24 protein-coding genes and 1 other annotated feature are annotated in these 25,450 nt (G+C 47.1%); of the genes, 23 read left to right on the top strand and 1 reads right to left on the bottom strand.

The genetic code is table 11. The features are described 5' to 3' along the window. Positions 1-177 precede the first annotated feature (177 nt). From radA to pssA, 3 genes are read left to right on the top strand one after another with little or no spacing between them, the layout of a single operon-like run. A complete protein-coding gene (radA, locus tag RS891_RS28200) occupies positions 178-1,545 on the top strand; it encodes a DNA repair protein RadA (protein WP_063567409.1) in 1,368 nt (455 codons plus the stop codon). A 13-nt stretch (positions 1,546-1,558) separates the two neighbouring features. Beyond that, positions 1,559-2,635, top strand: coding sequence for a DNA integrity scanning diadenylate cyclase DisA (gene disA, locus RS891_RS28195; protein WP_315793742.1), 1,077 nt, complete (start codon positions 1,559-1,561; stop codon positions 2,633-2,635). A 43-nt stretch (positions 2,636-2,678) separates the two neighbouring features. Beyond that, entirely contained in the window at positions 2,679-3,410 is a 732-nt protein-coding gene (gene pssA / locus RS891_RS28190) for a CDP-diacylglycerol--serine O-phosphatidyltransferase (RefSeq protein WP_113055852.1), read from the top strand. A gap of 122 nt (positions 3,411-3,532) precedes the next feature. On the opposite strand, the gene RS891_RS28185 is transcribed toward pssA, so the two are convergent. Then, positions 3,533-3,928 carry a nucleoside triphosphate pyrophosphohydrolase family protein gene (locus RS891_RS28185; protein ID WP_024633611.1) on the bottom strand — a complete coding sequence of 132 codons (396 nt, stop codon included), beginning with the start codon at positions 3,926-3,928 and terminating at the stop codon, positions 3,533-3,535. 175 nt (positions 3,929-4,103) lie between these two features. On the opposite strand from RS891_RS28185, the gene RS891_RS28180 reads away from it, so the two are divergent. From RS891_RS28180 to rpoC, 20 genes are all read left to right on the top strand, one after another. After that, the gene (locus tag RS891_RS28180; RefSeq protein ID WP_113055851.1) at positions 4,104-5,189 is read left to right on the top strand and encodes a PIN/TRAM domain-containing protein; all 1,086 of its coding nucleotides are present in this window, start codon (positions 4,104-4,106) and stop codon (positions 5,187-5,189) included. A gap of 93 nt (positions 5,190-5,282) precedes the next feature. Beyond that, positions 5,283-5,975: a 2-C-methyl-D-erythritol 4-phosphate cytidylyltransferase gene (gene ispD, locus RS891_RS28175; protein WP_315793741.1), complete on the top strand. Its 693-nt coding sequence runs from the start codon at positions 5,283-5,285 to the stop codon at positions 5,973-5,975. After that, positions 5,972-6,448 carry a 2-C-methyl-D-erythritol 2,4-cyclodiphosphate synthase gene (ispF, locus tag RS891_RS28170; protein WP_053779226.1) on the top strand — a complete coding sequence of 159 codons (477 nt, stop codon included), beginning with the start codon at positions 5,972-5,974 and terminating at the stop codon, positions 6,446-6,448. The genes ispD and ispF overlap by 4 nt, the downstream gene beginning before the upstream one ends. 33 nt (positions 6,449-6,481) lie before the next feature. Continuing rightward, positions 6,482-7,945, top strand: a complete 1,464-nt coding sequence (gene gltX / locus RS891_RS28165) for a glutamate--tRNA ligase (RefSeq protein WP_315793740.1) — start codon at positions 6,482-6,484, stop codon at positions 7,943-7,945. Between the two features lie 594 nt (positions 7,946-8,539). After that, positions 8,540-9,205, top strand: a complete 666-nt coding sequence (gene cysE, locus RS891_RS28160) for a serine O-acetyltransferase (protein WP_113055847.1) — start codon at positions 8,540-8,542, stop codon at positions 9,203-9,205. Between the two features lie 29 nt (positions 9,206-9,234). Then, the gene (cysS, locus tag RS891_RS28155; RefSeq protein WP_315793739.1) at positions 9,235-10,635 is read left to right on the top strand and encodes a cysteine--tRNA ligase; all 1,401 of its coding nucleotides are present in this window, start codon (positions 9,235-9,237) and stop codon (positions 10,633-10,635) included. Next, the gene (locus tag RS891_RS28150; RefSeq protein WP_315793738.1) at positions 10,632-11,156 is read left to right on the top strand and encodes a Mini-ribonuclease 3; all 525 of its coding nucleotides are present in this window, start codon (positions 10,632-10,634) and stop codon (positions 11,154-11,156) included. The genes cysS and RS891_RS28150 overlap by 4 nt, the downstream gene beginning before the upstream one ends. 86 nt (positions 11,157-11,242) lie before the next feature. Continuing rightward, entirely contained in the window at positions 11,243-11,989 is a 747-nt protein-coding gene (gene rlmB, locus RS891_RS28145; RefSeq protein ID WP_062329492.1) for a 23S rRNA (guanosine(2251)-2'-O)-methyltransferase RlmB, read from the top strand. A 5-nt stretch (positions 11,990-11,994) separates the two neighbouring features. Further along, complete coding sequence (locus RS891_RS28140) at positions 11,995-12,516, top strand: NYN domain-containing protein (RefSeq protein ID WP_113055845.1); 522 nt, start codon at positions 11,995-11,997, stop codon at positions 12,514-12,516. 171 nt (positions 12,517-12,687) lie between these two features. Then, the gene (gene sigH / locus RS891_RS28135; RefSeq protein WP_024633601.1) at positions 12,688-13,332 is read left to right on the top strand and encodes an RNA polymerase sporulation sigma factor SigH; all 645 of its coding nucleotides are present in this window, start codon (positions 12,688-12,690) and stop codon (positions 13,330-13,332) included. Between the two features lie 304 nt (positions 13,333-13,636). After that, complete coding sequence (gene rpmG, locus RS891_RS28130) at positions 13,637-13,786, top strand: 50S ribosomal protein L33 (protein ID WP_072735843.1); 150 nt, start codon at positions 13,637-13,639, stop codon at positions 13,784-13,786. 21 nt (positions 13,787-13,807) lie between these two features. Then, complete coding sequence (gene secE / locus RS891_RS28125) at positions 13,808-13,999, top strand: preprotein translocase subunit SecE (protein WP_024633600.1); 192 nt, start codon at positions 13,808-13,810, stop codon at positions 13,997-13,999. A gap of 22 nt (positions 14,000-14,021) precedes the next feature. Next, positions 14,022-14,555: a transcription termination/antitermination protein NusG gene (nusG, locus tag RS891_RS28120; protein ID WP_024633599.1), complete on the top strand. Its 534-nt coding sequence runs from the start codon at positions 14,022-14,024 to the stop codon at positions 14,553-14,555. 68 nt (positions 14,556-14,623) lie between these two features. Beyond that, the gene (gene rplK / locus RS891_RS28115; RefSeq protein ID WP_076292159.1) at positions 14,624-15,049 is read left to right on the top strand and encodes a 50S ribosomal protein L11; all 426 of its coding nucleotides are present in this window, start codon (positions 14,624-14,626) and stop codon (positions 15,047-15,049) included. A 95-nt stretch (positions 15,050-15,144) separates the two neighbouring features. Next, positions 15,145-15,837, top strand: a complete 693-nt coding sequence (rplA, locus tag RS891_RS28110) for a 50S ribosomal protein L1 (protein WP_024633597.1) — start codon at positions 15,145-15,147, stop codon at positions 15,835-15,837. A gap of 67 nt (positions 15,838-15,904) precedes the next feature. Beyond that, positions 15,905-16,053: a sequence feature (ribosomal protein L10 leader region), on the top strand. Between the two features lie 23 nt (positions 16,054-16,076). After that, the gene (gene rplJ, locus RS891_RS28105; RefSeq protein WP_076292160.1) at positions 16,077-16,580 is read left to right on the top strand and encodes a 50S ribosomal protein L10; all 504 of its coding nucleotides are present in this window, start codon (positions 16,077-16,079) and stop codon (positions 16,578-16,580) included. Positions 16,581-16,653: 73 nt separating this feature from the next. Continuing rightward, positions 16,654-17,016, top strand: coding sequence for a 50S ribosomal protein L7/L12 (rplL, locus tag RS891_RS28100; protein ID WP_076292161.1), 363 nt, complete (start codon positions 16,654-16,656; stop codon positions 17,014-17,016). Between the two features lie 96 nt (positions 17,017-17,112). Further along, on the top strand, positions 17,113-17,730 hold the full coding sequence (locus tag RS891_RS28095; RefSeq protein ID WP_315793737.1) for a class I SAM-dependent methyltransferase: 618 nt from the start codon (positions 17,113-17,115) through the stop codon (positions 17,728-17,730). A 392-nt stretch (positions 17,731-18,122) separates the two neighbouring features. Beyond that, entirely contained in the window at positions 18,123-21,668 is a 3,546-nt protein-coding gene (gene rpoB, locus RS891_RS28090) for a DNA-directed RNA polymerase subunit beta (RefSeq protein ID WP_076292163.1), read from the top strand. Positions 21,669-21,780: 112 nt separating this feature from the next. Continuing rightward, the gene (gene rpoC, locus RS891_RS28085; RefSeq protein ID WP_076292164.1) at positions 21,781-25,395 is read left to right on the top strand and encodes a DNA-directed RNA polymerase subunit beta'; all 3,615 of its coding nucleotides are present in this window, start codon (positions 21,781-21,783) and stop codon (positions 25,393-25,395) included. The last annotated feature ends 55 nt before the right edge of the window (positions 25,396-25,450 follow it).

The following is a 25,450-nucleotide window of genomic DNA, read 5'->3' as shown; positions in this document are numbered from 1 at the left end:
GTTTATCAGAAAACAAACTTTGAACTGGCTACGAACATGTGTAAAGTTTGCGATAATCCTTTACGAAAAATCTCAAACAATGGTAAACTTTTATTAACCCTGCACGTCAGGGAGTTTAGGCAAAATTCGTCGAAAAATGCAAAATGCTGTTATAAAATAAATCCTAGGAGTGCTGAAGTGGCCAAAGTTAAAACCAAGTTTCAGTGTACGGAATGCGGCTATGAAGCCCCCAAATGGTACGGCAAATGTCCGGGTTGTCAGTCTTGGAATTCAATGGTGGAAGAAACCGAAACGGTGGTCAAAACACAAGGGAGAAATTCCCCTCTTTTTGAGAGTAAAGATAAGCCACTTCCCATCATAGATATAGATAGCGGTCAGGAACCGCGTGTACAGACTGGAATTGAAGAGCTGAACCGGGTTTTGGGCGGCGGAATTGTTCCAGGATCTCTCGTTCTGGTGGGTGGAGACCCCGGAATCGGAAAATCAACGTTGATGTTGCAAACATCTCATGCATTGACTCATTCAGGTTTGCGCGTGTTATATGTCTCAGGCGAGGAATCAGTTAAGCAAACGAAATTGCGAGCTGACCGTCTGGGTGCGCTGTCTCCTGAGTTATATGTACTATGTGAGACCAATATGGAGCGGGTTGAGGAAGCGGTGGAGCAGATCCAGCCGCATTTTCTAGTCATCGACTCCATTCAGACCGTATATCTGCCAGAAGTCACCAGTGCTCCCGGCAGTGTTGCTCAGGTAAGGGAATGTACATCACGGTTCATGCGGATCGCCAAAGGGCGAGGCATTGCAACCGTACTTGTGGGGCATGTTACGAAAGAAGGTGCTATTGCCGGTCCACGTATGTTGGAGCATATGGTGGACTGTGTTCTTTATTTTGAAGGAGAGCGGCATCATACGTATCGCCTTCTACGTGCGGTCAAGAACCGTTTTGGTTCGACCAATGAGATCGGCATTTTTGAAATGGGCGAAGATGGACTTCGTGAAGTAGGCAACCCTTCTGAGCTCTTCCTGTCAGAACGTCCACTCGGTGTGGCTGGTTCTACCGTAGTTGCCAGCATGGAGGGCACACGTCCTCTGCTTGTGGAATTGCAGGCATTGATTTCGACCACACATTTCCCTTCCCCCCGACGTATGGCGACAGGGGTAGATCTCCATCGATTAAATTTGATTATTGCGGTACTGGAGAAACGGATGGGCATGTTCTTGCAAACACAGGATGCTTATTTGAACGTAGCTGGTGGCGTGAGATTAGATGAGCCGGCAGTGGATTTGGCGGTTGCTGTAAGTATCGCATCCAGCTTGAGAGATGTGCCGACCAAGCCAGATGACGTCATTTTTGGGGAAATCGGTTTGACGGGTGAAGTTCGGGCCGTTTCACGGGCTGAACAACGTGTGAAAGAAGCTCAAAAATTGGGCTTCAAGCGTGTCATTTTACCAGAAAAAAGCTTAAAGGGCTGGAAACATCCTCGCGGGATACAACTGATCGGTGTGAATACCGTGGCAGATGCACTAGCGGTTGCTTTAGATTAGGGGGCATAACAAGATGAAAGATTCGAGCCAACTGGATAATATGAACGAATTGTTAAGGCTGATTGCACCAGGTACACCTTTCCGCGAAGGTCTGGAGAACGTGCTGCGCGCCAAGACGGGTGCACTGCTGGTTGTAGGATACAGCCCTGAAGTGATGGAAGTAGTGGATGGAGGATTCTCGATTAACTGTGATTTCTCCCCGAACTATCTGTATGAACTCGCCAAGATGGACGGTGCCATCATCCTTAGCGAGGATTTAAAGCGTATCCTATACGCCAATACTCAGCTCATTCCTGACTCATCCATTTCTTCATCTGAGACAGGGATCCGTCATCGGACGGCTGAGCGTGTCGCGAAACAAACAGGCAAATTAGTTGTATCTATCTCGCAGCGCCGGAATATTATCACCTTATATCAAGGAACACTACGGTATTCCCTCAAAGAAATCGGGGTTATTTTGACCAAGGCGAATCAAGCGATTCAAACCTTGGAGAAATACAAAGCTGTATTGACACAGTCCCTTACGAATCTGAGTGCCTCCGAGTTCGAGGAACTGGTGACGATTCCTGAGGTGGTCAATGTCATTCAGCGTACGGAAATGGTTATGCGTATCAAAACGGAAATCAAACGTTACATTCATGAACTGGGCAACGAGGGACGTCTGATCTCCATGCAGATGGAGGAACTCGTCGGTACAACGGAAGAAGAAGCCTGGTTGCTGTATAAGGACTATGCACGTGATGACAGTGATGACAAAATCCGTGAGATTATTGTTGGTCTGAAAAGATTGTCGGACGATGAATTACTGGATGCAAATCATATCGTACGTCTGCTGGGATACCCTTCGTCAGCGGCTACGTCCGAAGATTCGGTTGCACCTCGCGGATATCGGGTATTAAATAAGATACCCCGCTTGCCGAATGTCATCATCCATAACCTGGTGGATCAATTCGAACAATTGCCTCATGTCATTATGGCTACAATTGAAGAACTGGACGAAGTGGACGGGATTGGAGAGGTACGCGCCCGAACCATTAAGGAAGGTCTCAAGCGTTTGCAGGAGCAGATGTTTATTGACAGACAAATGTAAGGGTTTGCCTATAACGGCTTGAAAATAATGAGGTGAAACAACGATGTTAACCAGATTCATTCCGAATCTCTTTACCTTGGGTAATCTGTTTCTTGGAATGATGGCAATCCTGCTTGCAATTGATGGGAATTATAGTTTGGCTGCCATTTTGGTCATTATTGCGATGTTGCTGGACGGTCTGGATGGCCGTGTGGCACGTGCGCTTAATGCCCAAAGTGAGTTTGGTAAAGAACTGGATTCTTTATCGGACATGGTTTCATTTGGTGCAGCTCCAGCCCTAATTATATTTATGGTCTCGTTTCAGGACGCAACTTCGGTTCTCGCCTGGATCGCAACCGCAAGCTTTCCAATTTGTGGGGCTATTCGGCTTGCCCGGTTTAACGTTCGTCCAGGCATCCCTGGGTACTTCACAGGTTTGCCGATTCCAGCGGCAGGAGGGGTTCTGGCAACACTGTCCCTATTTAACAAGGATATCGGTCCTGTAAGTATGATGATTGCGACATTGCTGTTATCTTATCTGATGGTAAGTTCGCTGAAATATCCTAATTTCAAAAAGGTTGGTCTGCCGCGCAAGGCAATCTGGATTGCACCTTGGGTTATCGTCTTTGCAATAGTGGTGGCGGTCATGTTTCCAGAACAATTGTCCAAATTGATCTTTATTCCACTGGTGTTATACGCTCTATATGGAATGAAGCATAATATGCGGACGGCAGCCTCACGTAACCGGGCCAAAAAGCGTAAAGAAGAGAAGTCTTCCCGCCCTTCCGATCGCTAAGCATTCCATCATTTTTGGAAAATACAAAGAAAGCACGTACGCTCCTGACAGGAGAATGCGTGCTTATTTTTGTTTTTCAAATCTATACGGTACTTTACCATTTGCAACGAAATACGTATTGTTTACGACAAATTGAACATCCCTAACGTCGAACATTTCTGTGACTCGTGATTTACGACCTCTTCCATGTTGATGTCCAGCAGATTGCAGAGAGCCGACATATAAAACAGGTTCCGCCCCAGTTCAGAGCTGATCACCTCTTTGCAATTCTCGCACAATTCACCTTCCACATGCGTTTCCAGCAGGCCTTTTGATTGAGCAATATCGCTCTCTGGGGCATATTTCTGCTTGGTGGCGTGCAGCTCAATGCAGCCGCATTCGGTAATGGCCTTGGACACGGCACGGTTGACAGAGGCGCCGGCTTGTCCTGTTTTGGACAGTACATCAATCAGGCTGCGATGACGCAGCAACAGCTCGGAAACTTGATCCTGAAAAGCCTGTAAACTTAGCGTACTCATTTTTGCTACTCACCTCGGGATATGAATTGAATTCATTATATGCCAATAATTTACCTTCTTTCAACTGACGATTGCAACATTTCCAAAAAGTTCTTCAAAAGCGGGATTAGCAATCTAGGAATTGGATCATACTGGATATAAAGATGAAGATATATTGAAGGAGGTGCAGGGACTTATGTGGAAAAAAGGCATTTTAACTTTTACAGGATTGTGCGGTGCATGGTTCGGCTACACGGCATATCATCTGGCAGGAAAATCCGTCCCTTGGATGGCTGAATGGATTCAATCAGCAGGATTGTTGGGGGCTGGGGTATCGACCCTACTTGGTGCTGTATTGTTTATGTCCGTATGTAACATCGGTGGAACATTAATGGCAACCAGACTGCATAATAGTATTGACTCTTTGGCTAAAGTACCGATGAATGAATTGGCCGCAGGTGCGGCGGGTACAGTTGCAGGACTGCTGGTGGCCTTGCTGTTATATCCTTGTGTGGCATGGCTCGGAACGGCCGGAGAGGTGCTTCAGGTGGCGCTGACGGTCGTAAGTAGCTATACAGGCTATATGCTTGCCATGGCGAAGAAAGACGATCTGGCGGCCTTCTGGATGTCAGGACGCTGGGGTCATCCTGAGGTGGATGAGGACAGACGGATGGAAGAACACAAAATTTTGGATACCAGTGTAATTATCGATGGTCGCATCGCGGATATATGCAAAACCGGATTTATTGAGGGTACGATTGTGATCCCGGAATTCGTTCTGGAGGAATTGCAGCATATTGCTGATTCTTCAGACTTGCTCAAGCGGAACAGAGGACGGCGCGGGCTAGATATTTTGAATAAAATCCAGAAGGAATTGGACGTCAAAGTGCTCATCTACGAAGGTGATTTCGAAGAAATTTCGGAAGTGGACAGCAAGCTGGTTAAGCTTGCCAAGGTCCTTCAGGGCAAAGTTGTAACCAATGATTTCAACCTGAATAAGGTCTGTGAACTGCAAGGCGTATCCGTACTAAACATCAATGATCTTGCCAATGCTGTTAAGCCGGTGGTATTGCCAGGTGAGGAGATTATGGTGCAGATTATCAAGGATGGTAAGGAACACGGTCAAGGTGTAGCCTATCTGGATGATGGAACGATGATCGTTGTGGAAGGCGGACGCGAGTATATCGGCATGATGATGGAAGTGCTGGTGACCAGTGTGCTGCAGACATCAGCAGGAAGAATGATTTTTGCCAAGCCGAAACTGTTGGAAAAAGCCCAATAAAGCGGTATGATGGGTAGTGTATCGTTAGAGGTTATAATATAACTGTATTATATCTCCGAACGGTAAACTGACAGACAAGGCAGGGATTGCGGCATGGATAAAGGGTGGGGTGTTGTCATTGTGGCGGCAGGTCGGGGGACCCGGATGGGAACAACCGAGAGTAAGCAGTTTCTGCTGCTGCAGGACAAGCCCGTTTTCATACATACGCTTGAAGTGTTTGCGGCTATGGACGAGGTCAGCGAAATGGTGCTGGTCACGGGAGCTGCCGATGTTGAACGCTGCCAGGATTGGGTAAAAGAATACCGACTGGAATCACGTGTCCGTGTCATCCCCGGAGGGAAAGAGAGACAGCATTCAGTCCACGAAGGCCTTAAGGCACTAGGGACAGAATGGGTCCTCGTTCACGACGGGGTACGTCCTTTTATAAACCGTAAGCAGATTATGGGGTGTATGGAGGCCGCCATGTCGGGTGGAGCAGCTGTACTGGCCGTTCCAGTGAAGGATACGATCAAACAAGTAAATGCGGATGGAATCGTTACGGCGACGCCGGACCGCAGCAGTCTGTGGAGCATCCAAACCCCGCAGGCTTTTCGTCTTTCTTCCCTGCTGCTTGCGTACGAATCAGCGGACCGGGACGGATTTCTGGGGACGGATGACGCAATGCTGGCTGAACGTCAGGGGATGTCGGTCAAGGTTGTGGAAGGCAGTTATACGAATATCAAATTAACGACGCCGGAAGATTTGGAATACGCCGCGTTTTTGCTCAAGGGAGAGAAGAAGCGATGATACGTGTAGGACAGGGATTCGATGTACATCAACTGGTAGAGGGACGCCCATGCATTATTGGCGGGGTCACGATTCCTTATGAAAAAGGACTGCTGGGTCACTCGGACGCAGATGTGCTGCTGCATGCCATCAGTGATGCCATTCTTGGCGCGCTTGCACTTGGGGACATTGGCAAACACTTCCCGGATACGGATCCGGAATTCAAAGATGCGGATAGCTTGAAACTGCTGGAGCATGTGTGGCAGCTGGTGAAGGATCGTGGATACCGTCTGGGAAACATCGATTCAACCATAATTGCACAGAAACCGAAGATGGCACCTTACGTTCCGCAGATGGCCGAGGTTATTGCCAAAGCACTTGAAGCGGATGTAACTCAGGTGAATGTCAAAGCGACAACAACAGAGCAACTTGGATTCCCCGGACGGGGAGAGGGTATAGCTGCCCAGTCGGTTGTTTGCCTTGTTCGCGTGTGATATCATCAACCAATTAGAGACGGAGGGGATATTATGAGCACCGAAGTTCGCGTGCGCTACGCGCCGAGTCCAACGGGACACCTGCATATCGGGAACGCCCGTACGGCGCTGTTTAACTATTTGTATGCCAAACATAATAACGGCAAATTCATTATTCGTATTGAGGATACGGACGTGAAACGCAACATTGCCGGTGGTGAAGAAAGTCAGCTGAAATACTTGAAATGGCTCGGAATCGAGTGGGACGAAAGTATTGATGTCGGCGGCGAGTACGGACCATACCGTCAGACGGAACGTTTGGACATCTATCGTAAGTATACCCAGGAACTGCTGGACAAAGGTCTGGCTTACCGCTGTTACTGCACGGAAGAAGAGCTGGAGCAAGAACGTGAGGAACAGACAGCACGTGGAGAAACTCCGCGTTATTCGGGTAAACACCGTGATCTGACACCGGAGCAACAGAGCGCATTTGAAGCGGAAGGCCGTGTGGCGAGTATTCGTTTCCGTGTACCGGAAGAACGCATTTATACGTTTGATGACATGGTCAAAGGAACAATCTCATTCAACAGCAAGGAATCCGGCGACTTCGTTATTGTGAAAAAAGACGGCATTCCCACGTACAATTATGCAGTTGCTGTGGATGATTACCTGATGAAGATCTCTCACGTCCTGCGTGGCGAAGATCACATCTCTAATACACCGCGTCAACTGATGATTTATGAAGCGCTTGGCTGGGAGCCGCCGCAATTCGGTCATATGACGTTGATCGTGAATGAAAACCACAAAAAGCTGAGCAAACGTGACGAGTCCGTTATTCAGTTTATTGAACAATATGATCAGCTCGGCTATCTGCCTGAAGCGATGTTTAACTTCATCTCCCTGCTTGGCTGGTCCCCTGAAGGCGAAGAAGAGATCTTCTCGCAGGAGCAGTTGATCTCCATTTTTGATACGAAGCGTCTGTCCAAGAGCCCGGCGGTATTTGATACCCACAAGCTCGCTCACTTGAACAACCACTACATCAAAAATGCGGACCCGGATCGTATTGCCGAAATGGCGATTCCACATCTGCAAAAAGCGGGACGCATTGCCGCTGAGCTGTCACCTGAACAGAAAGAATGGGCATATACGCTTGTTCATCTCTATCAGGAGCAAATGAATTCTGCCTCTGATATCGTGGAATTCTCGGAAGTGTTCTTCCGTTCTCACCTGGAGCTGGAAAGTGAAGGGGCTGCTGTACTTGCTGAGGAGCAGGTACCAACCGTTCTGAAGGCATTTGCGGATAAAGTACAGGCTAGCGACGAATTTACACCAAGCAAGATGGCTGCGCTGATCAAAGAAGTTCAGAAAGAGACCGGATTTAAGGGTAAACAGTTGTTTATGCCGATCCGTGTAGCTCTGACAGGACAGACTCATGGCCGTGATCTGAACCAAACGATTGTATTGCTTGGCCGCGATACGGTGATTGATCGTCTGCATGCTCAGGTAAAAGGCGCTTAATTAACGCCCTTGTTTAGTCTACTTTGGACTTAAGGATGAAACTTCGTTTATACCGATATGAAGGAAGATTGTTGTCAGTCCATAACCTTTTCGCTATAATAGCAACACAAAGGTTAAATGGTATGATTTTATCATTCATCATAAAAACAGCAAAGACCGGGAGAAGTAGGCTGAACCGGACAGATTCAGAGAGGGTGGTCCCGCAGTAAAGAACAAGTTTCTTTGCTGCGGTGGCTGTGAGCCATCCGCTGTTCGTCAGTCGAAATGCACCCGTGAGCTGCATAGCCGAATCCGGCCCCGCCTCTCGTTATCTAGAAGAGAGGAAAACGTCAGGATAGGTTGTGACGGTTGGTTCCCGTTACGGAACTGTTGAGGGTTCATTCTTGTGCAAGGATATGAGGTGGCTATAACAGGCCTCCCACTTCTTGCATGTTAAGGCGTGAACCGAGCAGAGTGGGACCGCGATAAACGCCTCTGCAGCTTAAACAGCTGCAGGGGCGTTTTCTATTTAGGTCGAGTCGGAAGTACACTACCATGAGGGCCGCGCCGTCCGGTAAGCCGGAGGACGAAGACCTGAACAAGAGGGGAACGAGCATGTTCAAGAAGATCAGATCAGATATCCAGGCGGTGTTTGAAAACGATCCGGCGGCCCGGGGATGGTTTGAAGTTGTATTTACCTACTCGGGGCTGCATGCGATATGGGCGCACCGGGTGGCACACTTTTTATACAAGCGGAAATGGTTCTCTTTCGCCCGGTTCATTTCACAGGTCAGCCGTTTTATGACAGGCATCGAAATCCATCCCGGCGCTACGATCGGCAATCGGTTATTTATTGACCATGGCATGGGCGTCGTGATTGGGGAAACATGTGAAATTGGCGACGATGTTGTCATCTATCAGGGGGTCACACTTGGCGGAACGGGTAAAGAAAAAGGGAAGAGACATCCGACAATTGGAAATAATGTGGTTATCTCATCCGGGGCGAAGGTGCTAGGTTCCTTCAGCGTGGGGGATCAATGTAATATTGGTGCGAACTCGGTTGTGCTGAAGGAAGTCCCTTCAAATAGCACCGTTGTAGGCATACCGGGCAGAATCGTGAAGCAGGATGGCCGCCGGGTGGACCGTCTGAATCAACAGCTTCCCGATCCGGTCATCGATTCCCTGCGCACGATGCAGCAAGAAATCGAACGATTGCGTGAAGAAGTGCGTACTCTGCAGAGTACACGTGAAAGTGAGTTTTCCCGTGGTACAATAGAATAATGATGGAAACGGATGAAAGGAAAGTGACTATGACGCTTCAAATTTACAATACGATGAGTCGTACCAAAGAGAATTTTGTTCCTCAAGAGCTGGGGAAAGTGAAAATGTATGTGTGTGGGCCTACCGTATATGATTACATTCATATCGGGAATGCACGTCCAGTTATCTTTTTCGACACGGTTCGCGGATACCTGGAACAAACAGGTCATGAAGTGAACTATGTCGTGAACTTCACTGATGTTGATGACAAACTCATTCGCAAGGCCGAGCAGCTTGGCACGGATGTTCCTCATGTTGCCGAGAAGTTTATTGCGGCTTATTACGAGGACCTCGAAGGGCTGGGGATTCCGAAGGCAAGCAGTAATCCAAGAGTGACGGAAAACATGCCACTCATTATTGATTTTATCCGTGAGCTGGTTGAAAAGGACTTCGCCTATGAAAATGGTGGCGACGTATATTATCGCACAGGCAAATTCGCGGAGTATGGCAAACTGTCTAAGCAAAACCTTCAGGAATTACAGTTTGGAATTCGTATTGGGGTAGATGAGCGCAAAGAGCATCCGGAAGATTTCGTACTCTGGAAAGCTGCAAAACCGGGTGAGATTTTCTGGTCCAGTCCATGGGGTGATGGTCGTCCGGGCTGGCATATCGAGTGCTCTGCCATGGCACGGGAATACCTGGGGGATACGTTGGATATTCACGGCGGAGGACAGGATTTGCAGTTCCCGCACCATGAGTGCGAATGCGCTCAATCCGAGGTATTGACTGGAAAACCACTGGCAAACTACTGGATGCACAACGGATTTATCCGTATTGATAACGAAAAAATGTCGAAATCACTCGGCAACGGTGTACTTGTCAAAGACCTTCGCAATCAATATAAACGTGAAGCCATTCGTTATTTCATGTTGTCTACCCACTATCGCAATCCGTTGAACTTCACGGAAGATACGATGGAACAGGCACAGAATAGTGTGGACCGGATCGCCAATGCCGTAGGTAACCTTAATCATCGCTTGCAAGCTGTGAGCGTGGATCAGGCTGTGTCAGCAGAGTTTGCAGCGAGACTGGAGCAGATTCGTCAACAGTATCATGAGAAAATGCAGGACGACTTCAATACGCCTGATGCGATTACGGCACTGTTTGAATGGGCTGGGGAAGCTAACCAACTGTTGCAGCAAGATGTGGTGAACGCTGCGGACATTCGCGCTCTGCTGGAATTATTCAGTGAGCTGAATGCGGTGCTTCGCATCTATACCGAGGCTGAACCGGAGCTTTTGGACGAAGAAATCGAACGTCTTATTGAAGAACGTAACGAAGCGCGCAAGTCCAAAAACTGGGCTCGGGCTGATGAAATTCGCGATGAACTGTCTGCGCAGGGCATCTTGCTTGAGGATACCGCTCAAGGAATGAGATGGCGCCGCAAATGAGCGAAGAGCAACTGGAAAAGTTGTCTGAATCCGTCGAACATGCCGAGCAACGAGAGGAACAACAGAGTGATGAACAATCTCTGAGCGTTGACCAGGGAGGATGGTTTCCTTATCCCCCCTCCCGGCCAGCACGGTTGATTCCTCCCATCGCTCTCGCATACATTGGTGATGCGGTATATGAGGTTGCCGTACGGCAGTATCTGTTGTCCAAAGCCAACATGCGTCCCAACCACCTGCACCGCAGTGCGACCGGTTTGGTATCGGCGAAGGCACAGAGTCGCATTCTCACTGGTATTGAGGCTGAGCTGACCGAGGAAGAACGTGACATTGTCAGACAAGGTCGTAATGCCAAGTCTGGCAGTATTCCCAAAAACGCAGATGTTTTGGAATATAGACATGCCACAGCTCTGGAGTGTCTGATCGGTTACCTGTATAGCAGTGGTCGTCATGATCGCATGATTGAATTAATTCGCCGGGGCATCGAGCATGCGGAACAACATTCGCATTCACCGACAAAATAATACAAATTACTACAAAGCCGCTTCTGTAAGATGTGCCGATTAGGGTGCAGTGTATCACAGGGCGTTATAGAGAGGATCGAACAAAGATGGAAGAAGAATGGATCGCCGGTAAACACTCCGTGACGGAGGCGCTGCGTTCAGGCCGGACCATTAATAAAATATGGATTGCAGATACAGCACAAAAACATTTGACGCAGCCCATTATCGCGGAAGCAAAAAAACTAGGGATTGTCATTCAACACGTGGACAAGCGTAAACTGGATCAAACGGTTCCAGGCATTCAACACCAGGGCGTGGTAGCACAAGCGGCTCCTTACGCTTATGTGGAAGTTGAAGACATTCTTGCTGCAGCGGCTGCAAAAAATGAACATCCATTTTTGATTTTGTTGGATGAGATTGAAGATCCACATAATCTTGGATCGATTTTGCGGACGGCTGACTGCACAGGTGCACATGGTGTCATTGTACCTAAACGGCGTTCAGCTGCAGTTACAGTGACTGTATCCAAAACATCAGCAGGTGCGGTGGAGTATGTGCCAGTGGCTCGTGTAAGCAATTTGGGTCAAACCATTGACCGTCTCAAGGAAGAGGGCGTGTGGGTTGTAGGTACCGATGTGGCTGCTCAGGAGAGCGTGTTTGGTAACGGAGTCTTTACAGGCCCGGTAGCTCTCGTGATCGGAAACGAAAACAAGGGAATGGGACGACTCATTCGTGAGAAATGCGATGTGTTGATCAAATTGCCGATGCAAGGTCAGATTAATTCCCTGAATGCTTCCGTGGCAGCGGGTGTTGTCATGTATGAAGTGCTCCGCTCGCGCCAAGCGCAGGACTAGAAGGTATGGCTGATTCCCGTGATGTGCTTCTTGTAGACGGGTACAACATGATTGGTGACTGGCCAGAGCTATCCAGATTGGCGGAGAGTGGATTAGAGGAGGCCCGCAACAGGCTGCTCTCTCGACTTGCCGACTATCAGGCTTTCTCCGGCCGGAGAGTCATTGTTGTTTTTGACGCCTACCTCGTGCCTGGCCTCGGTAAATCCTTTACACAGAGCAAAGTGCAGATCTTTTTTACAAAGGAAAAAGAGACGGCAGACGAATGCATTGAGAGACTCGTTCGGGAACTAAGCACGCGAAGACGCCAAATCTATGTGGCTACAAGCGATATGGTAGAGCAGCATGTCATTTTTGGACAGGGAGCTCTGCGTGTATCCGCAAGGGAATTGCTGATCGAAGTAGAGCAGAACGAAAAAGAGCTACAGAAACGTCTGGAAGAAGATCAGGCTAAAACAACACGAAATACACTCGGTGGCAAGTTAAGTCCGGACGTTTTGAAGCAGTTTGAACGATGGCGCCGGGAATAACAGCACAGTTTTACAAAAATTAGAATTTTGAAACTCTTGACAATTATGTTATTGATGTTCTTTTTTAGGCAGAGCGTGGTTGACGGTGTGAGGTACCATCATATATACTGATCCTATATTTCATAGAGTAGAGTAACGGGGTACCTTGCGTTGCAGCCGGAGGGATTGTCTGTGAGTGTCGACCTCAAAGATATCATGTTATCCAAGTATGATTACCAAAGTGACGAAGACATTGTCGAAGCGGTCCGTGAAGGTGAAAGCGAAGCGCTGGAGTTTTTGATTAACAAATATCGTAACTTTGTACGCGCCAAGGCAAGATCTTATTTTCTGATTGGGGCTGACCGGGAAGATATCATTCAAGAAGGAATGATTGGACTCTATAAATCCATTAGGGATTTTAAAGGGGACAAGCTCGCTTCTTTCAAAGCCTTCGCCGAGTTGTGTATTACACGACAGATTATTACGGCAATCAAGACAGCAACACGTCAGAAGCATATTCCGCTTAATTCTTATGTATCACTGGACAAACCTATTTATGACGAAGAGTCCGATCGTACGTTACTCGATGTGATTTGTGGAACACAGGTCAGCGATCCGGAAGAACTTATCATCAATCAGGAAGAGTTTGTGGGCCTGGAAGATAAGATGTCTGAGATTCTGAGTGATCTGGAACGTAAAGTATTGATGTTGTATCTGGACGGGAGATCTTATCAAGAGATTGCAGTGGATTTGGACAGGCATGTAAAGTCCATTGATAATGCACTTCAGCGCGTAAAGCGTAAACTTGAAAAGTACCTGGAAGTTCGAGATAATTGAACACATGTTGTCGTTGACGGAAAAGGCTCGGGGTTTGAGTCTTTTTTTGCTGCCTCAAGTTTATAAAGTTAAAGAATGATTATACTAGTAATCGCTTGGTCCATGCAGGAGAAGAGAAAAACAGAGATGAGAAACTGAATATGTTTGATAGGAACTTTTTACCCATTGATGAAAGGCTATTCTTTCATTGACATGGTTATACCCTTATGATAAAGTGTTTTAGGTAGGCCTAAATTCGCGGCTTTTTTTTAGGATCAATTTAGAGACTCCGCTTGAATGTGGAAGTCTTCGGGAGGTGTACATCATGCGGGTAATTATTACTTTGGCTTGTACTAACTGCAAACAAAGAAATTACACTACGACAAAAAACAAGCGTAATCACCCCGACCGCATGGAGATGAAGAAATTTTGCAAGTTTTGTAACGAGCAGACTTCTCATCGCGAAACCAGATAGTTTTTTGGAGGTGTAGTCGGCGTGAAACGTAGTTTCAAATCTCTGATTTCCTTTTTCTCTGAAAGCTGGGCTGAACTTAAAAAAGTTCGCTGGCCTAATCGTAAAGAGCTGACCAACTACACATTGATCGTTCTTGGTACTGTTGTGGTTATGACGCTGTTTTTTTGGGTCGTTGATATCGGCATCTCCGCTGTGATCGAAGCGATTATTTAAGAAGGGTCCCAGGTGGCTTGATATGGAAAAAAGATGGTACGTCGTTCATACCTATTCAGGGTATGAGAATAAGGTCAAAGCCAATTTGGAAAAACGCGTAGAGTCCATGGGCATGGAAGACAAGATTTTCCGCGTTCTTGTTCCTATGGAAGAAGAAGTGGTAAACAAAGACGGTAAGAAAAAAACCGTTATGCGTAAAGTTTACCCCGGATATGTCTTGGTGGAAATGGTCCAGACGGATGACTCTTGGTATGTTGTTCGCAACACGCCAGGTGTTACGGGATTTGTCGGTTCGACAGGTTCCGGGTCCAAACCAACAGCCTTGCTGCCTGAAGAAGTGGAACAAATTCTGAAGCACATGGGCATGGTTGAGCCGAAGCCTAAAATTGAATTCGATATTAAGGAATCCGTACGTATTAAAGTTGGTCCTTTTGCGAATTTTGTGGGCTCCGTGGAAGAAATTTTGGTAGACAAAAGCAAGTTGAAAGTGCACGTGAACATGTTTGGACGGGAAACACCGCTTGAGTTGGAATACACGCAAGTGGAGAAGATATAGTCTCTTCAAGTTTCTTGTGGGAGGGCTGAGAGGCCCGTTAACCACTATTTTGCAAGGAGGTGTCAATCATGGCAAAAAAGGTAATCAAAATGGTAAAACTGCAAATTCCAGCAGGTAAAGCGAATCCAGCGCCTCCGGTAGGTCCAGCTTTGGGTCAAGCAGGTGTCAACATCATGGCATTCTGTAAAGAGTTCAACGCTCGTACAGCCGATCAAGCGGGATTGATTATTCCTGTTGAAATCACAGTATTCGAAGACCGTTCCTTTACTTTCATTACTAAAACTCCACCAGCAGCAGTTCTGTTGAAAGTGGCAGCTAAAGTAGAAAAAGGATCCGGCGAACCGAACAAGAAAAAAGTCGCTACCGTTAAACGTGATGCGGTACGTCAAATCGCGGAAACAAAAATGCCTGACCTGAATGCTGCTGACGTTGAGTCTGCAATGCGTATGGTCGAAGGTACTGCCCGCAGCATGGGTATCACCATCGAAGACTAATTTTTCATCTGAAACATGGCTTCGTAAAGCCGGCCGATTCGCGGCCGGTTGATGTGGGAGGTATATCCGCTAACACCACAAAGGAGGAATATAACATGGCTAAACACGGTAAAAAATACCTGGAAGCTGCTAAGCTGATTGACAGCGAAGCAACTTACGAGCCTTCAGAAGCTGTAGAGCTTGTGAAAAAGGCAGCCACTGCAAAATTCGATGAAACAATCGAAGCAGCAGTACGCTTGGGCGTTGACCCACGTAAACAAGACCAGGCAGTACGTGGTGTTGTTGTCTTGCCACACGGCACAGGTAAAACACAACGCGTATTGGTATTTGCAAAAGGTGACAAAGCGAAAGAAGCGGAAGCGGCTGGCGCGGACTATGTTGGTGATGCAGACATGATCAACAAAATCCAACAAGGCTGGTTCGAATTCGACGTCTGCGTAGCGACACCGGATATGATGAGTGAAGTAGGTAAATTGGGCCGACTGCTCGGCGGTAAAGGTCTGATGCCTAACCCTAAAGCCGGAACGGTAACTTTCGATGTATCCAAGGCTGTTCAAGAAATTAAAGCCGGTAAAATCGAATATCGTCTGGATCGTGCAGGTCAAATTCATGCACCGATCGGTAAAGCTTCTTTCTCGGCAGAGCAATTGAATGAGAACCTTAAAGCTCTCATGGATGCTTTGACTCGTGCTAAACCGGCGGCAGCAAAAGGTGTTTATCTGAAGAATGTAAGTCTTTCTTCCACGATGGGCCCTGGTGCACGCGTGAACGCAGCTTCTTTTAGATAATATCACTTGACAGGCTTGTCCTGTTCTGATAATCTATAAAAGTTGTGAGTCCGAGTGACTGACCGTTGACATTTGAATATGCTTACCGTAGACAGTAGGTGCCATTATGGCTTAATTTCCTGCCGAGGTGTGATTATAGAACTTAGAACGATGAAAATCGGTTATGAGTATATATCAAGCCTTCGTGATTCTACGGAGGCTTTTCTTAATGGGATAAATTTGATCAGGAGGTGTACAGTTTGGCAAACGCAAAAGTGATTCAAGCAAAACAAGAGTCCGTTGATGCAGTAACAGCAAAATTGCGCGAGAGCGCTACTAGCGTTGTTGTTGACTATCGCGGTTTGAACGTTGCCCAAGTAACTGAGCTGCGTAAGCAGCTTCGTGAAGCCGGAATCGAATTCCAAGTGCTGAAAAACTCGTTGCTTCGCCGCGCAGCAGCTGCAGCAGAACTGACAGAACTTAACGAAGTACTGACAGGTCCTAGTGCAATTGCATTCAGCGTAGACGACGTAGTGGCTCCAGCCAAAATTCTGAACGACTTCGCGAAAAAGAACGATGCACTGGAATTGAAAGGTGCAGTTGTAGAAGGTCGCGTAATTGGAGTACAAGAAGTCAAAGCGTTGGCAGAATTGCCATCCCGCGAAGGTCTCCTTTCCATGCTCCTCAGCGTGCTTCAAGCGCCAGTGCGCAACTTCGCGCTTGCGGTTAAAGCTGTTGCTGAAAAAGAAGAACAAGGCGCGTAAGCAACTTGATCTGAATGCTGCTTAGGCAGTGATGAAATACAAAAAAAATAATATTATATATGGAGGTTCAATCATGAGTAAAGAGCAAATCTTGGAAGCAATCAAAGGCATGACTGTACTGGAATTGAATGATCTCGTTAAAGCAATCGAAGAAGAATTCGGCGTAACTGCTGCAGCTCCAGTAGCTGTTGCAGGTGGCGGAGCTGCTGCAGCTGAAGCTGAGCAATCCGAGTTCGACGTAATCTTGACTAGCGCTGGTGCTTCCAAAATCAACGTTATCAAAGCAGTTCGTGAAATCACAGGTCTTGGCTTGAAAGAAGCAAAAGAAGTGGTTGACAACGCTCCAAAACCATTGAAAGAAAAAGTAAGCAAAGAAGAAGCAGAAGCGGTTAAAGCTAAGCTTGAAGAAGCAGGCGCTTCAATCGAAGTTAAATAATTTAGCTTTCATTAGCTAGATGAACAAAACAACAAACCCCTTGACTTATATCAAGGGGTTTGTTGCTGTAATTGTATAAGGAAAGTGAGTGAGGACATGTCCAATCATTATTATTCGGACAAACCGCAGGTGGCACATGACAGACGGGCTACAGAAGCGGAGCTACGCGGATGGAAATTACGACTCGTTACGGATGCAGGGGTATTTTCCAAAAACGGAATCGATTACGGCAGCAGAGTGTTGATTGATGCTATAGAGTTGCCTGCTGGAGCTCATGTACTGGATGTGGGCTGCGGGTATGGACCCATTGGTCTTACAGCGGCTAAACTTGTACCGGATGGACATGTCACCATGATCGATATCAATGAGAGAGCAGTTGAGCTTTCCAAGGAAAATGCAAAAGCGAACGGCATAACGAATGTAACGGTTATGCAAAGCAATCTTCTGGCTGAAGTTGAAAAGGAAGACTTTGACGCGATTCTGACCAATCCTCCGATCCGTGCCGGTAAGGAAACCGTGCATACGATCTTTGAACAGGCTTATGGTCATTTGAAGATGGGCGGAGCGTTATGGATTGTCATTCAGAAAAAGCAGGGAGCACCTTCGGCAAAAGCGAAGCTGGAATCTCTCTTTGGACGAGTGGAGGAAGTAACGAAGGATAAAGGCTACCGAATTTTCAAAGCTGTGAAATTGGAAGAGCCGTCTTTAGACTAAATCCTGATTTGTAAAGTAAGCAGGGCAGCATTTTTTTTGCAATAGGACTATTGACTTGAAATTCAGGCCGTGGTATTATTGTAAAATGTCAGTATTAAGATGCCCTATTTGGCTTTAGCTAACTAAAAATGTCAACCTTTTTTACGCCGAACGGGCTTATTATGCCTACGTTTGGCGTATAATATGTACATTTTGGGCAAACTGGGGATAAGTATGATTTGGAAAGACATCCGCCGATCAAAGTTGCTCTTTTTTCGAACGACATTCGAGTAAGGGCTTTTCTTTATTTGTGGATGCATTGCTTTGCTCTGTATGTGTACCATTATAAGGTTACAAACAGAGGTTCGCAACGAAATTTTTAAAGTGAGTAGACATTGAGGGGTGAGTTTAAGTTGGCAGGACATCTTGTTCAATATGGTCGACGCACTCGGCGCAGTTATGCACGAATTAACGAGATACTCGAAGTTCCGAACCTGATTGAAATCCAACAAAAATCTTACGATTGGTTTTTGGAGGAAGGGTTGCGCGAAATGTTCCAGGATATCTCGCCGATCCAGGATTTTACAGGTAACTTGATTTTGGAATTTATCGATTACAGTCTCGGTGAACCGAAGTATACAGTAGACGACGCGAAAGAGCGTGACGTTACTTATGCAGCACCGCTTCGGGTCAAAGTCCGGCTCATTAATAAGGAAACCGGCGAAGTCAAAGAGCAGGAAGTATTCATGGGAGATTTCCCGCTGATGACCGACACCGGCACATTTATTATTAATGGTGCGGAACGGGTTATTGTCAGCCAGTTGGTTCGCTCTCCTAGCGTTTACTTCAGTACCAAAGTAGATAAAAACGCCAAAAAAACGTATACCGCTACAGTTATTCCTAACCGCGGCGCTTGGCTCGAACTGGAGATGGACGCGAAGGATGTTGTTTACGTCCGGATCGACCGTACACGTAAAATACCGGTGACGGTTCTCCTGCGTGCACTTGGTTTTGGCACAGACGCTGAGATTCTGGATCTGCTCGGTAATGACGAATATATCCGCAATACACTGGACAAAGACAATACGGATTCAACGGAGAAAGCGCTGATTGAGATTTATGAGCGTCTTCGTCCGGGCGAGCCACCAACGCTGGATAATGCGAAAAGCTTGCTCGTAGCTCGTTTCTTTGATCCAAAACGTTATGACCTAGCTAATGTAGGTCGTTACAAAATCAACAAAAAGCTGCACATCAAAAACCGTTTGTTCAACCAACGTTTGGCTGAGTCTCTTGTAGATACCGAAACTGGCGAAATTATCGCTGAAGCAGGTCAAATGATAGACCGTCGTCTGTTGGATGAAATCATGCCGCAACTAGAGAAGAGTGTTGGTTTCCGCACATATCACGTTGCTAACGGCGTTTTGGATGCCAATGATATCCCGATGCAAACAATTGATGTGTTTTCACCAATTGAGGATGGTAAGGTCGTTAAACTGATTGCCAATGCTAACATTGATAAATCAGTGAAGAACGTTACACCGGCTGATATCATTTCCTCCATCAGTTACTTCATTAACCTTCTGCATGGCATCGGAAGCACAGATGATATCGATCACCTGGGTAACCGTCGTCTCCGCTCGGTTGGTGAACTCTTGCAAAACCAATTCCGTATCGGTTTATCCCGTATGGAACGTGTAGTTCGTGAGAGAATGTCCATTCAGGATGCTAACGTAATCACGCCTCAGGCTTTGATTAACATACGTCCTGTTATTGCATCCATTAAAGAATTCTTCGGTAGCTCCCAATTGTCACAGTTTATGGATCAAACGAACCCGCTGGGTGAGTTGACGCATAAACGCCGTCTGTCTGCACTCGGACCGGGTGGTTTGACACGTGAGCGTGCCGGCATGGAAGTCCGTGACGTGCATCCATCCCACTATGGCCGGATGTGTCCAATCGAGACACCAGAGGGACCAAACATTGGTTTGATCAACTCCCTGTCGACATTTGCCCGTGTGAACGAATATGGATTCATTGAAGCTCCTTATCGCTGGGTAGATCCGAAGACTGGTGTCGTAACCGAGCAAATCGATTACCTGACAGCAGACGAAGAGGACAACTATGTCATCGCACAAGCGAATGCGAAGCTGAATGAAGACAGTACTTTTGCTGAAGAAGCGATCATTGTACGTTACAACAAGCAGTCGGATAACATCCTTACGATGCCGAGTGAACGTGTTGACTATATGGACGTATCTCCTAAGCAAGTTGTATCTGTCGCTACAGCGCTCATTCCGTTCCTTGAGAACGATGACTCCAACCGTGCGCTCATGGGATCGAACATGCAGCGGCAAGCCGTTCCACTCTTGATTCCTAAAGCTCCGCTGGTCGGAACAGGTATGGAACATAAAGCCGCGAAAGATTCCGGTGTATGTATTGTCTCCAAATATGACGGGATTATTGAACGTTCTTCTGCGAATGAGATTTGGTTGCGTCGCGTAGAAGAAGTTGATGGTCAAGAAGTCAAAGGCGATATCGTTAAATATAAATTACACAAATTTATGCGTTCGAACCAAGGAACATGCATTAACCAACGTCCGATTGTCAAAAGAGGTGCTGTTGTCAAAGCTGGCGACATCCTTGCAGACGGTCCTTCGACGGAAATGGGTGAATTGGCATTGGGACGTAACGTAGTAGTTGCCTTCATGACTTGGGAAGGTTACAACTACGAGGATGCGATCTTGCTCAGCGAAAAACTCGTTAAAGAAGATGTGTATACATCCATTCATATCGAGGAGTATGAGTCTGAAGCACGTGATACTAAGCTCGGACCTGAAGAGATTACACGTGATATCCCGAACGTAGGGGAAGAAGCGCTGCGTAATCTGGATGAGCGCGGTATTATCCGTATCGGTGCTGAAATCAGTGCTGGTGACATTCTGGTTGGTAAAGTAACACCAAAAGGTGTAACGGAACTGACTGCAGAAGAACGTCTCCTGCATGCGATCTTCGGTGAGAAAGCGCGTGAAGTACGTGATACTTCCCTGCGTGTACCTCACGGTACTGACGGTATCGTAGTTGATGTTAAAGTCTTTACCCGTGAAAACGGTGATGAACTGCCTCCAGGTGTTAACCAACTCGTTCGTGTCTATATCGCTCAAAAACGGAAAATTTCCGAGGGTGATAAAATGGCCGGACGTCACGGTAACAAAGGGGTCGTGGCCCGTATCCTGCCGGAAGAAGATATGCCTTTCCTGCCGGACGGTACACCAGTTCAAATCGTTCTTAACCCGCTGGGCGTACCTTCCCGGATGAACATCGGTCAAGTGCTTGAAGTTCACTTGGGTATGGCGGCCATGCAGCTCGGTATTCACGTAGCTACTCCTGTATTCGACGGAGCGAAGGAGTATGACGTCTTCGATACGATGGAAGAAGCAGGTATGCAGCGAAATGGTAAAACCGTTCTGTACGATGGTCGTACGGGAGAAGAGTTCGAACGTGAAGTTACTGTCGGCGTCATGCATATGATCAAGCTGGCGCACATGGTTGACGATAAAATCCATGCTCGTTCCACAGGTCCTTACTCACTCGTTACGCAACAGCCTCTGGGTGGTAAAGCCCAGTTCGGTGGACAACGTTTCGGGGAGATGGAAGTATGGGCGCTTGAGGCTTATGGTGCGGCCTATACACTGCAAGAAATCTTGACTGTTAAGTCCGATGATGTTGTAGGTCGGGTGAAAACGTATGAGTCCATCGTCAAAGGCGAGAATGTTCCTGAACCTGGTGTTCCTGAATCATTCAAAGTATTGATCAAAGAGCTGCAAAGCTTGGGTATGGACGTTAAGATTTTGAGCGAAGATGAGCAAGAGATTGAAATGAAAGAAATGGACGATGAAGATGACGCTGCGAGCGATAAGCTCAGCCTCAACCTTGAGGGTACAGAGGTCGGAGCGGAGTAACCGCTTCGGGCGCATGATGACCGGCGTTTTTCATCAGGCTCGCGTCTTGCTCCGGCTTCGGCCGGAGGGGGCGTAACCTAGAATACAGGACTTGGTTAAGGAGGGTTGCTCCTTGTTGGACGTCAACAATTTCGAATACATGAAGATCGGGCTTGCTTCCCCAGAAAAAATTCGTTCTTGGTCCCGCGGAGAAGTGAAAAAACCGGAAACGATCAACTATCGTACGTTGAAACCGGAAAAAGAAGGGCTGTTCTGCGAAAAGATTTTTGGCCCTACAAAAGACTGGGAATGTCATTGCGGTAAATACAAACGCGTCCGTTATAAAGGCGTTGTCTGTGATCGTTGTGGCGTTGAAGTGACACGTGCGAAAGTACGCCGCGAACGGATGGGCCATATTGAGCTCGCTGCTCCGGTATCGCATATCTGGTACTTCAAAGGTATTCCGAGCCGCATGGGTCTCGCTTTGGATATGTCTCCAAGATCTCTCGAGGAGATTATTTATTTTGCATCATATGTAGTAACTGATCCAGGAGAAACTCCACTGGAGAAAAAACAGCTGTTGTCCGAGAAAGAATACCGCAGCTACCGTGAGAAATACGGATATGGATTCCAGGCTGGTATGGGTGCAGAAGCGGTTAAAAAACTGCTTCAAGACCTTGATGTGGATAAAGAGCTTGAATTCCTGAAGGAAGAGCTCCGCACTGCACAAGGACAACGTCGTAACCGTGCGATTAAACGTTTGGAAGTTATCGAAGCATTCCGCAACTCAGGTAATAAACCTGAGTGGATGATCATGGATGTACTTCCTGTTATCCCGCCGGAACTTCGTCCAATGGTACAGCTGGATGGTGGACGTTTTGCAACGTCTGACCTGAATGACCTGTATCGCCGTGTAATCAACCGGAACAACCGTTTGAAACGTTTGCTTGACCTTGGCGCGCCAGACATTATCGTGCAAAATGAAAAACGGATGCTGCAGGAAGCTGTTGACGCATTGATCGACAACGGCCGTCGTGGACGCCCTGTAACGGGTCCTGGTAACCGTCCTTTGAAATCCCTCAGCCACATGCTGAAAGGTAAACAAGGACGTTTCCGTCAGAACTTGCTCGGTAAACGGGTTGACTATTCCGGTCGTTCCGTTATCGTAGTTGGACCTTATCTGAAAATGTATCAGTGTGGTCTGCCTAAAGATATGGCACTTGAATTGTTCAAGCCTTTCGTTATGAAAGAGCTTGTAAATAAAGGGCTTGCCCACAACATCAAGAGCGCTAAACGTAAAGTTGAGCGTGTAAGTCCTGAAGTATGGGATGTTCTTGAAGAAGTAATTAAGGAGCACCCGGTTCTGTTGAACCGTGCCCCTACACTTCACAGACTCGGTATTCAAGCATTTGAACCGATTCTCGTTGAAGGTAAAGCCATCCGTCTTCACCCGCTCGTATGTACGGCTTACAATGCCGACTTTGACGGTGACCAAATGGCCGTGCACGTTCCATTGTCTGCTGAAGCTCAAGCAGAAGCACGTATCCTGATGCTGGCATCAGGTAACATTTTGAACCCGAAAGACGGTAAACCGGTTGTTACCCCTTCCCAGGATATGGTGCTTGGTTCTTACTACCTGACCATGGACAACAAGGAAGAAAAAGGAACAGGTATGATTTTGCGCACGGTAAACGAAGCTGTATCCGCGTACCAACGTGGAACTGCTGGTTTGCATGCACGTGTAGCGATCCCGGTTAGAGCGCTTGGCAAAACAAGCTTTACCGATGAACAACAAGATGCAATGTTGCTGACTACTGTCGGCAAAATCATCTTTAACGAAATCTTCCCGGCAAGCTTCCCTTACATCAATGATGCAACTCGTGCGAACCTTTACCAGGGTACAGCTGAGCATTCATTTGTTTATGAGAAGGGTGCTGACCTTAGAGAAGCGATTATGAACGCTCCTTTGGCTGGTGGTGTCGGTAAAGAATATCTCGGTTCGATCATCGCACGTTGTTTTGAAATTTATCATACAACGGAAACAGCCGTTATTTTGGATAAAATCAAACAACTCGGATTCACATACTCCACTCGCGCCGGTATTACGGTTGCGGTATCGGATGTTATCGTTCCGGAAGAGAAAACCGAAATTCTTAGACAGTCGGAAGAAAAAGCACAAATCGTTACGAATCAGTACCGTCGTGGTCTGATTACGAACGAAGAGCGCTATGACCGCATCATTGATATCTGGTCGAAATCGAAAGATGATATCACCGAGATTCTGATGAAATCGATGGATCGTTATAACTCCATCATGATGATGGTTGACTCCAAAGCACGGGGTAACAAATCGCAAATCACCCAATTGGGCGGTATGCGTGGTCTGATGGCCAACCCATCCGGTCGAATCATTGAACTCCCAATCAAATCGAACTTCCGTGAAGGTCTGACGGTACTCGAGTACTTCATCTCGACTCACGGTGCCCGTAAAGGTTTGGCCGATACGGCCCTGCGTACAGCGGATTCAGGTTACCTGACTCGTCGTCTCGTAGACGTGGCACAAGACGTGATCGTGCGTGAAGATGATTGTGGTACAGATAAAGGCTTTACGGTAAGTCGTATCCAAGATGGTAAAGAGGTTATTGAGGATCTTTACGACCGTATTGAAGGCAGATACTGCTTCGAAACTGTTCGTCATCCGGAAACAAAAGAAGTTATTGCACACCGCAATGAGCTGATTGATTCCGATAAAGCAGAGGCAATCATCAAAGCTGGCGTAACCAAATTGCAAATCCGTTCCGTACTCAGCTGCCGTGCTCGTCACGGTGTCTGCAAGAAGTGTTATGGTCGTAACTTGGCGACTGGTAAACACGTGGAAATCGGTGAAGCAGTTGGTATTATCGCAGCACAATCCATTGGTGAGCCAGGAACACAGTTGACAATGCGTACGTTCCACACCGGTGGTGTAGCCGGAGACGATATTACGCAAGGTTTGCCGCGTATCCAGGAGTTGTTTGAGGCTCGTAATCCAAAGGGTCAAGCAACAATCAGTGAGATTGATGGTGTTGTCAAAGAGATTCGCGAAGCGAAAGATCGTCGTGAAATCGAAATTCAAGGTGAAGCAGAATCCAAAGTTTACTCTGTTACCTACGGTTCCCGTGTACGCGTAAGCGAAGGCATGGAAATTGAAGCAGGCGACGAGTTGACAGACGGTTCTATCGATCCAAAAGAAATGCTGCGCATTAAAGGCGTACGTGGCGTACAGAACTACATTTTGCAGGAAGTACAGCGCGTATACCGTAACCAAGGCGTAGAAATCAATGACAAACACGTTGAAGTTATGATCCGTCAAATGTTGCGTAAAATCCGTATCGTCGATGCAGGGGACACTACGTTGTTGCCAGGATCGTTCGTGGATACGCATGAGTACGAAAGAGCTAACAAAACAGCGATTCTGAGTGATAAAGAGCCAGCGGTTGCGAAACCAATCCTGCTCGGTATTACGAAAGCATCCCTGGAAACAGACTCCTTCCTCTCAGCGGCATCGTTCCAAGAAACTACACGTGTCCTGACAGATGCAGCGATCAAAGGTAAAGTCGATCAGTTGCTCGGTCTGAAGGAAAATGTAATCATCGGTAAATTGATTCCTGCAGGTACGGGCATGAACCGTTACCGCAGCATCAAATTTGCTGAGCCAGAAGATGGCCAATCTTCAGTAGAAGAACTTGAGCCAGTTTCGGTTGATTAAACTGATTTGCTAACTTTATTCTGACTTTATAGAATGAGTTAAGGTTTTGTATGCC

Origin of the sequence: Paenibacillus sp. BIC5C1 (genome assembly GCF_032399705.1) — a bacterium.
Taxonomy (GTDB): domain Bacteria; phylum Bacillota; class Bacilli; order Paenibacillales; family Paenibacillaceae; genus Paenibacillus; species Paenibacillus taichungensis_A.
Note: the sequence above shows the minus strand (reverse complement) of the source record. Positions and strands in the feature narration are given on the sequence as shown.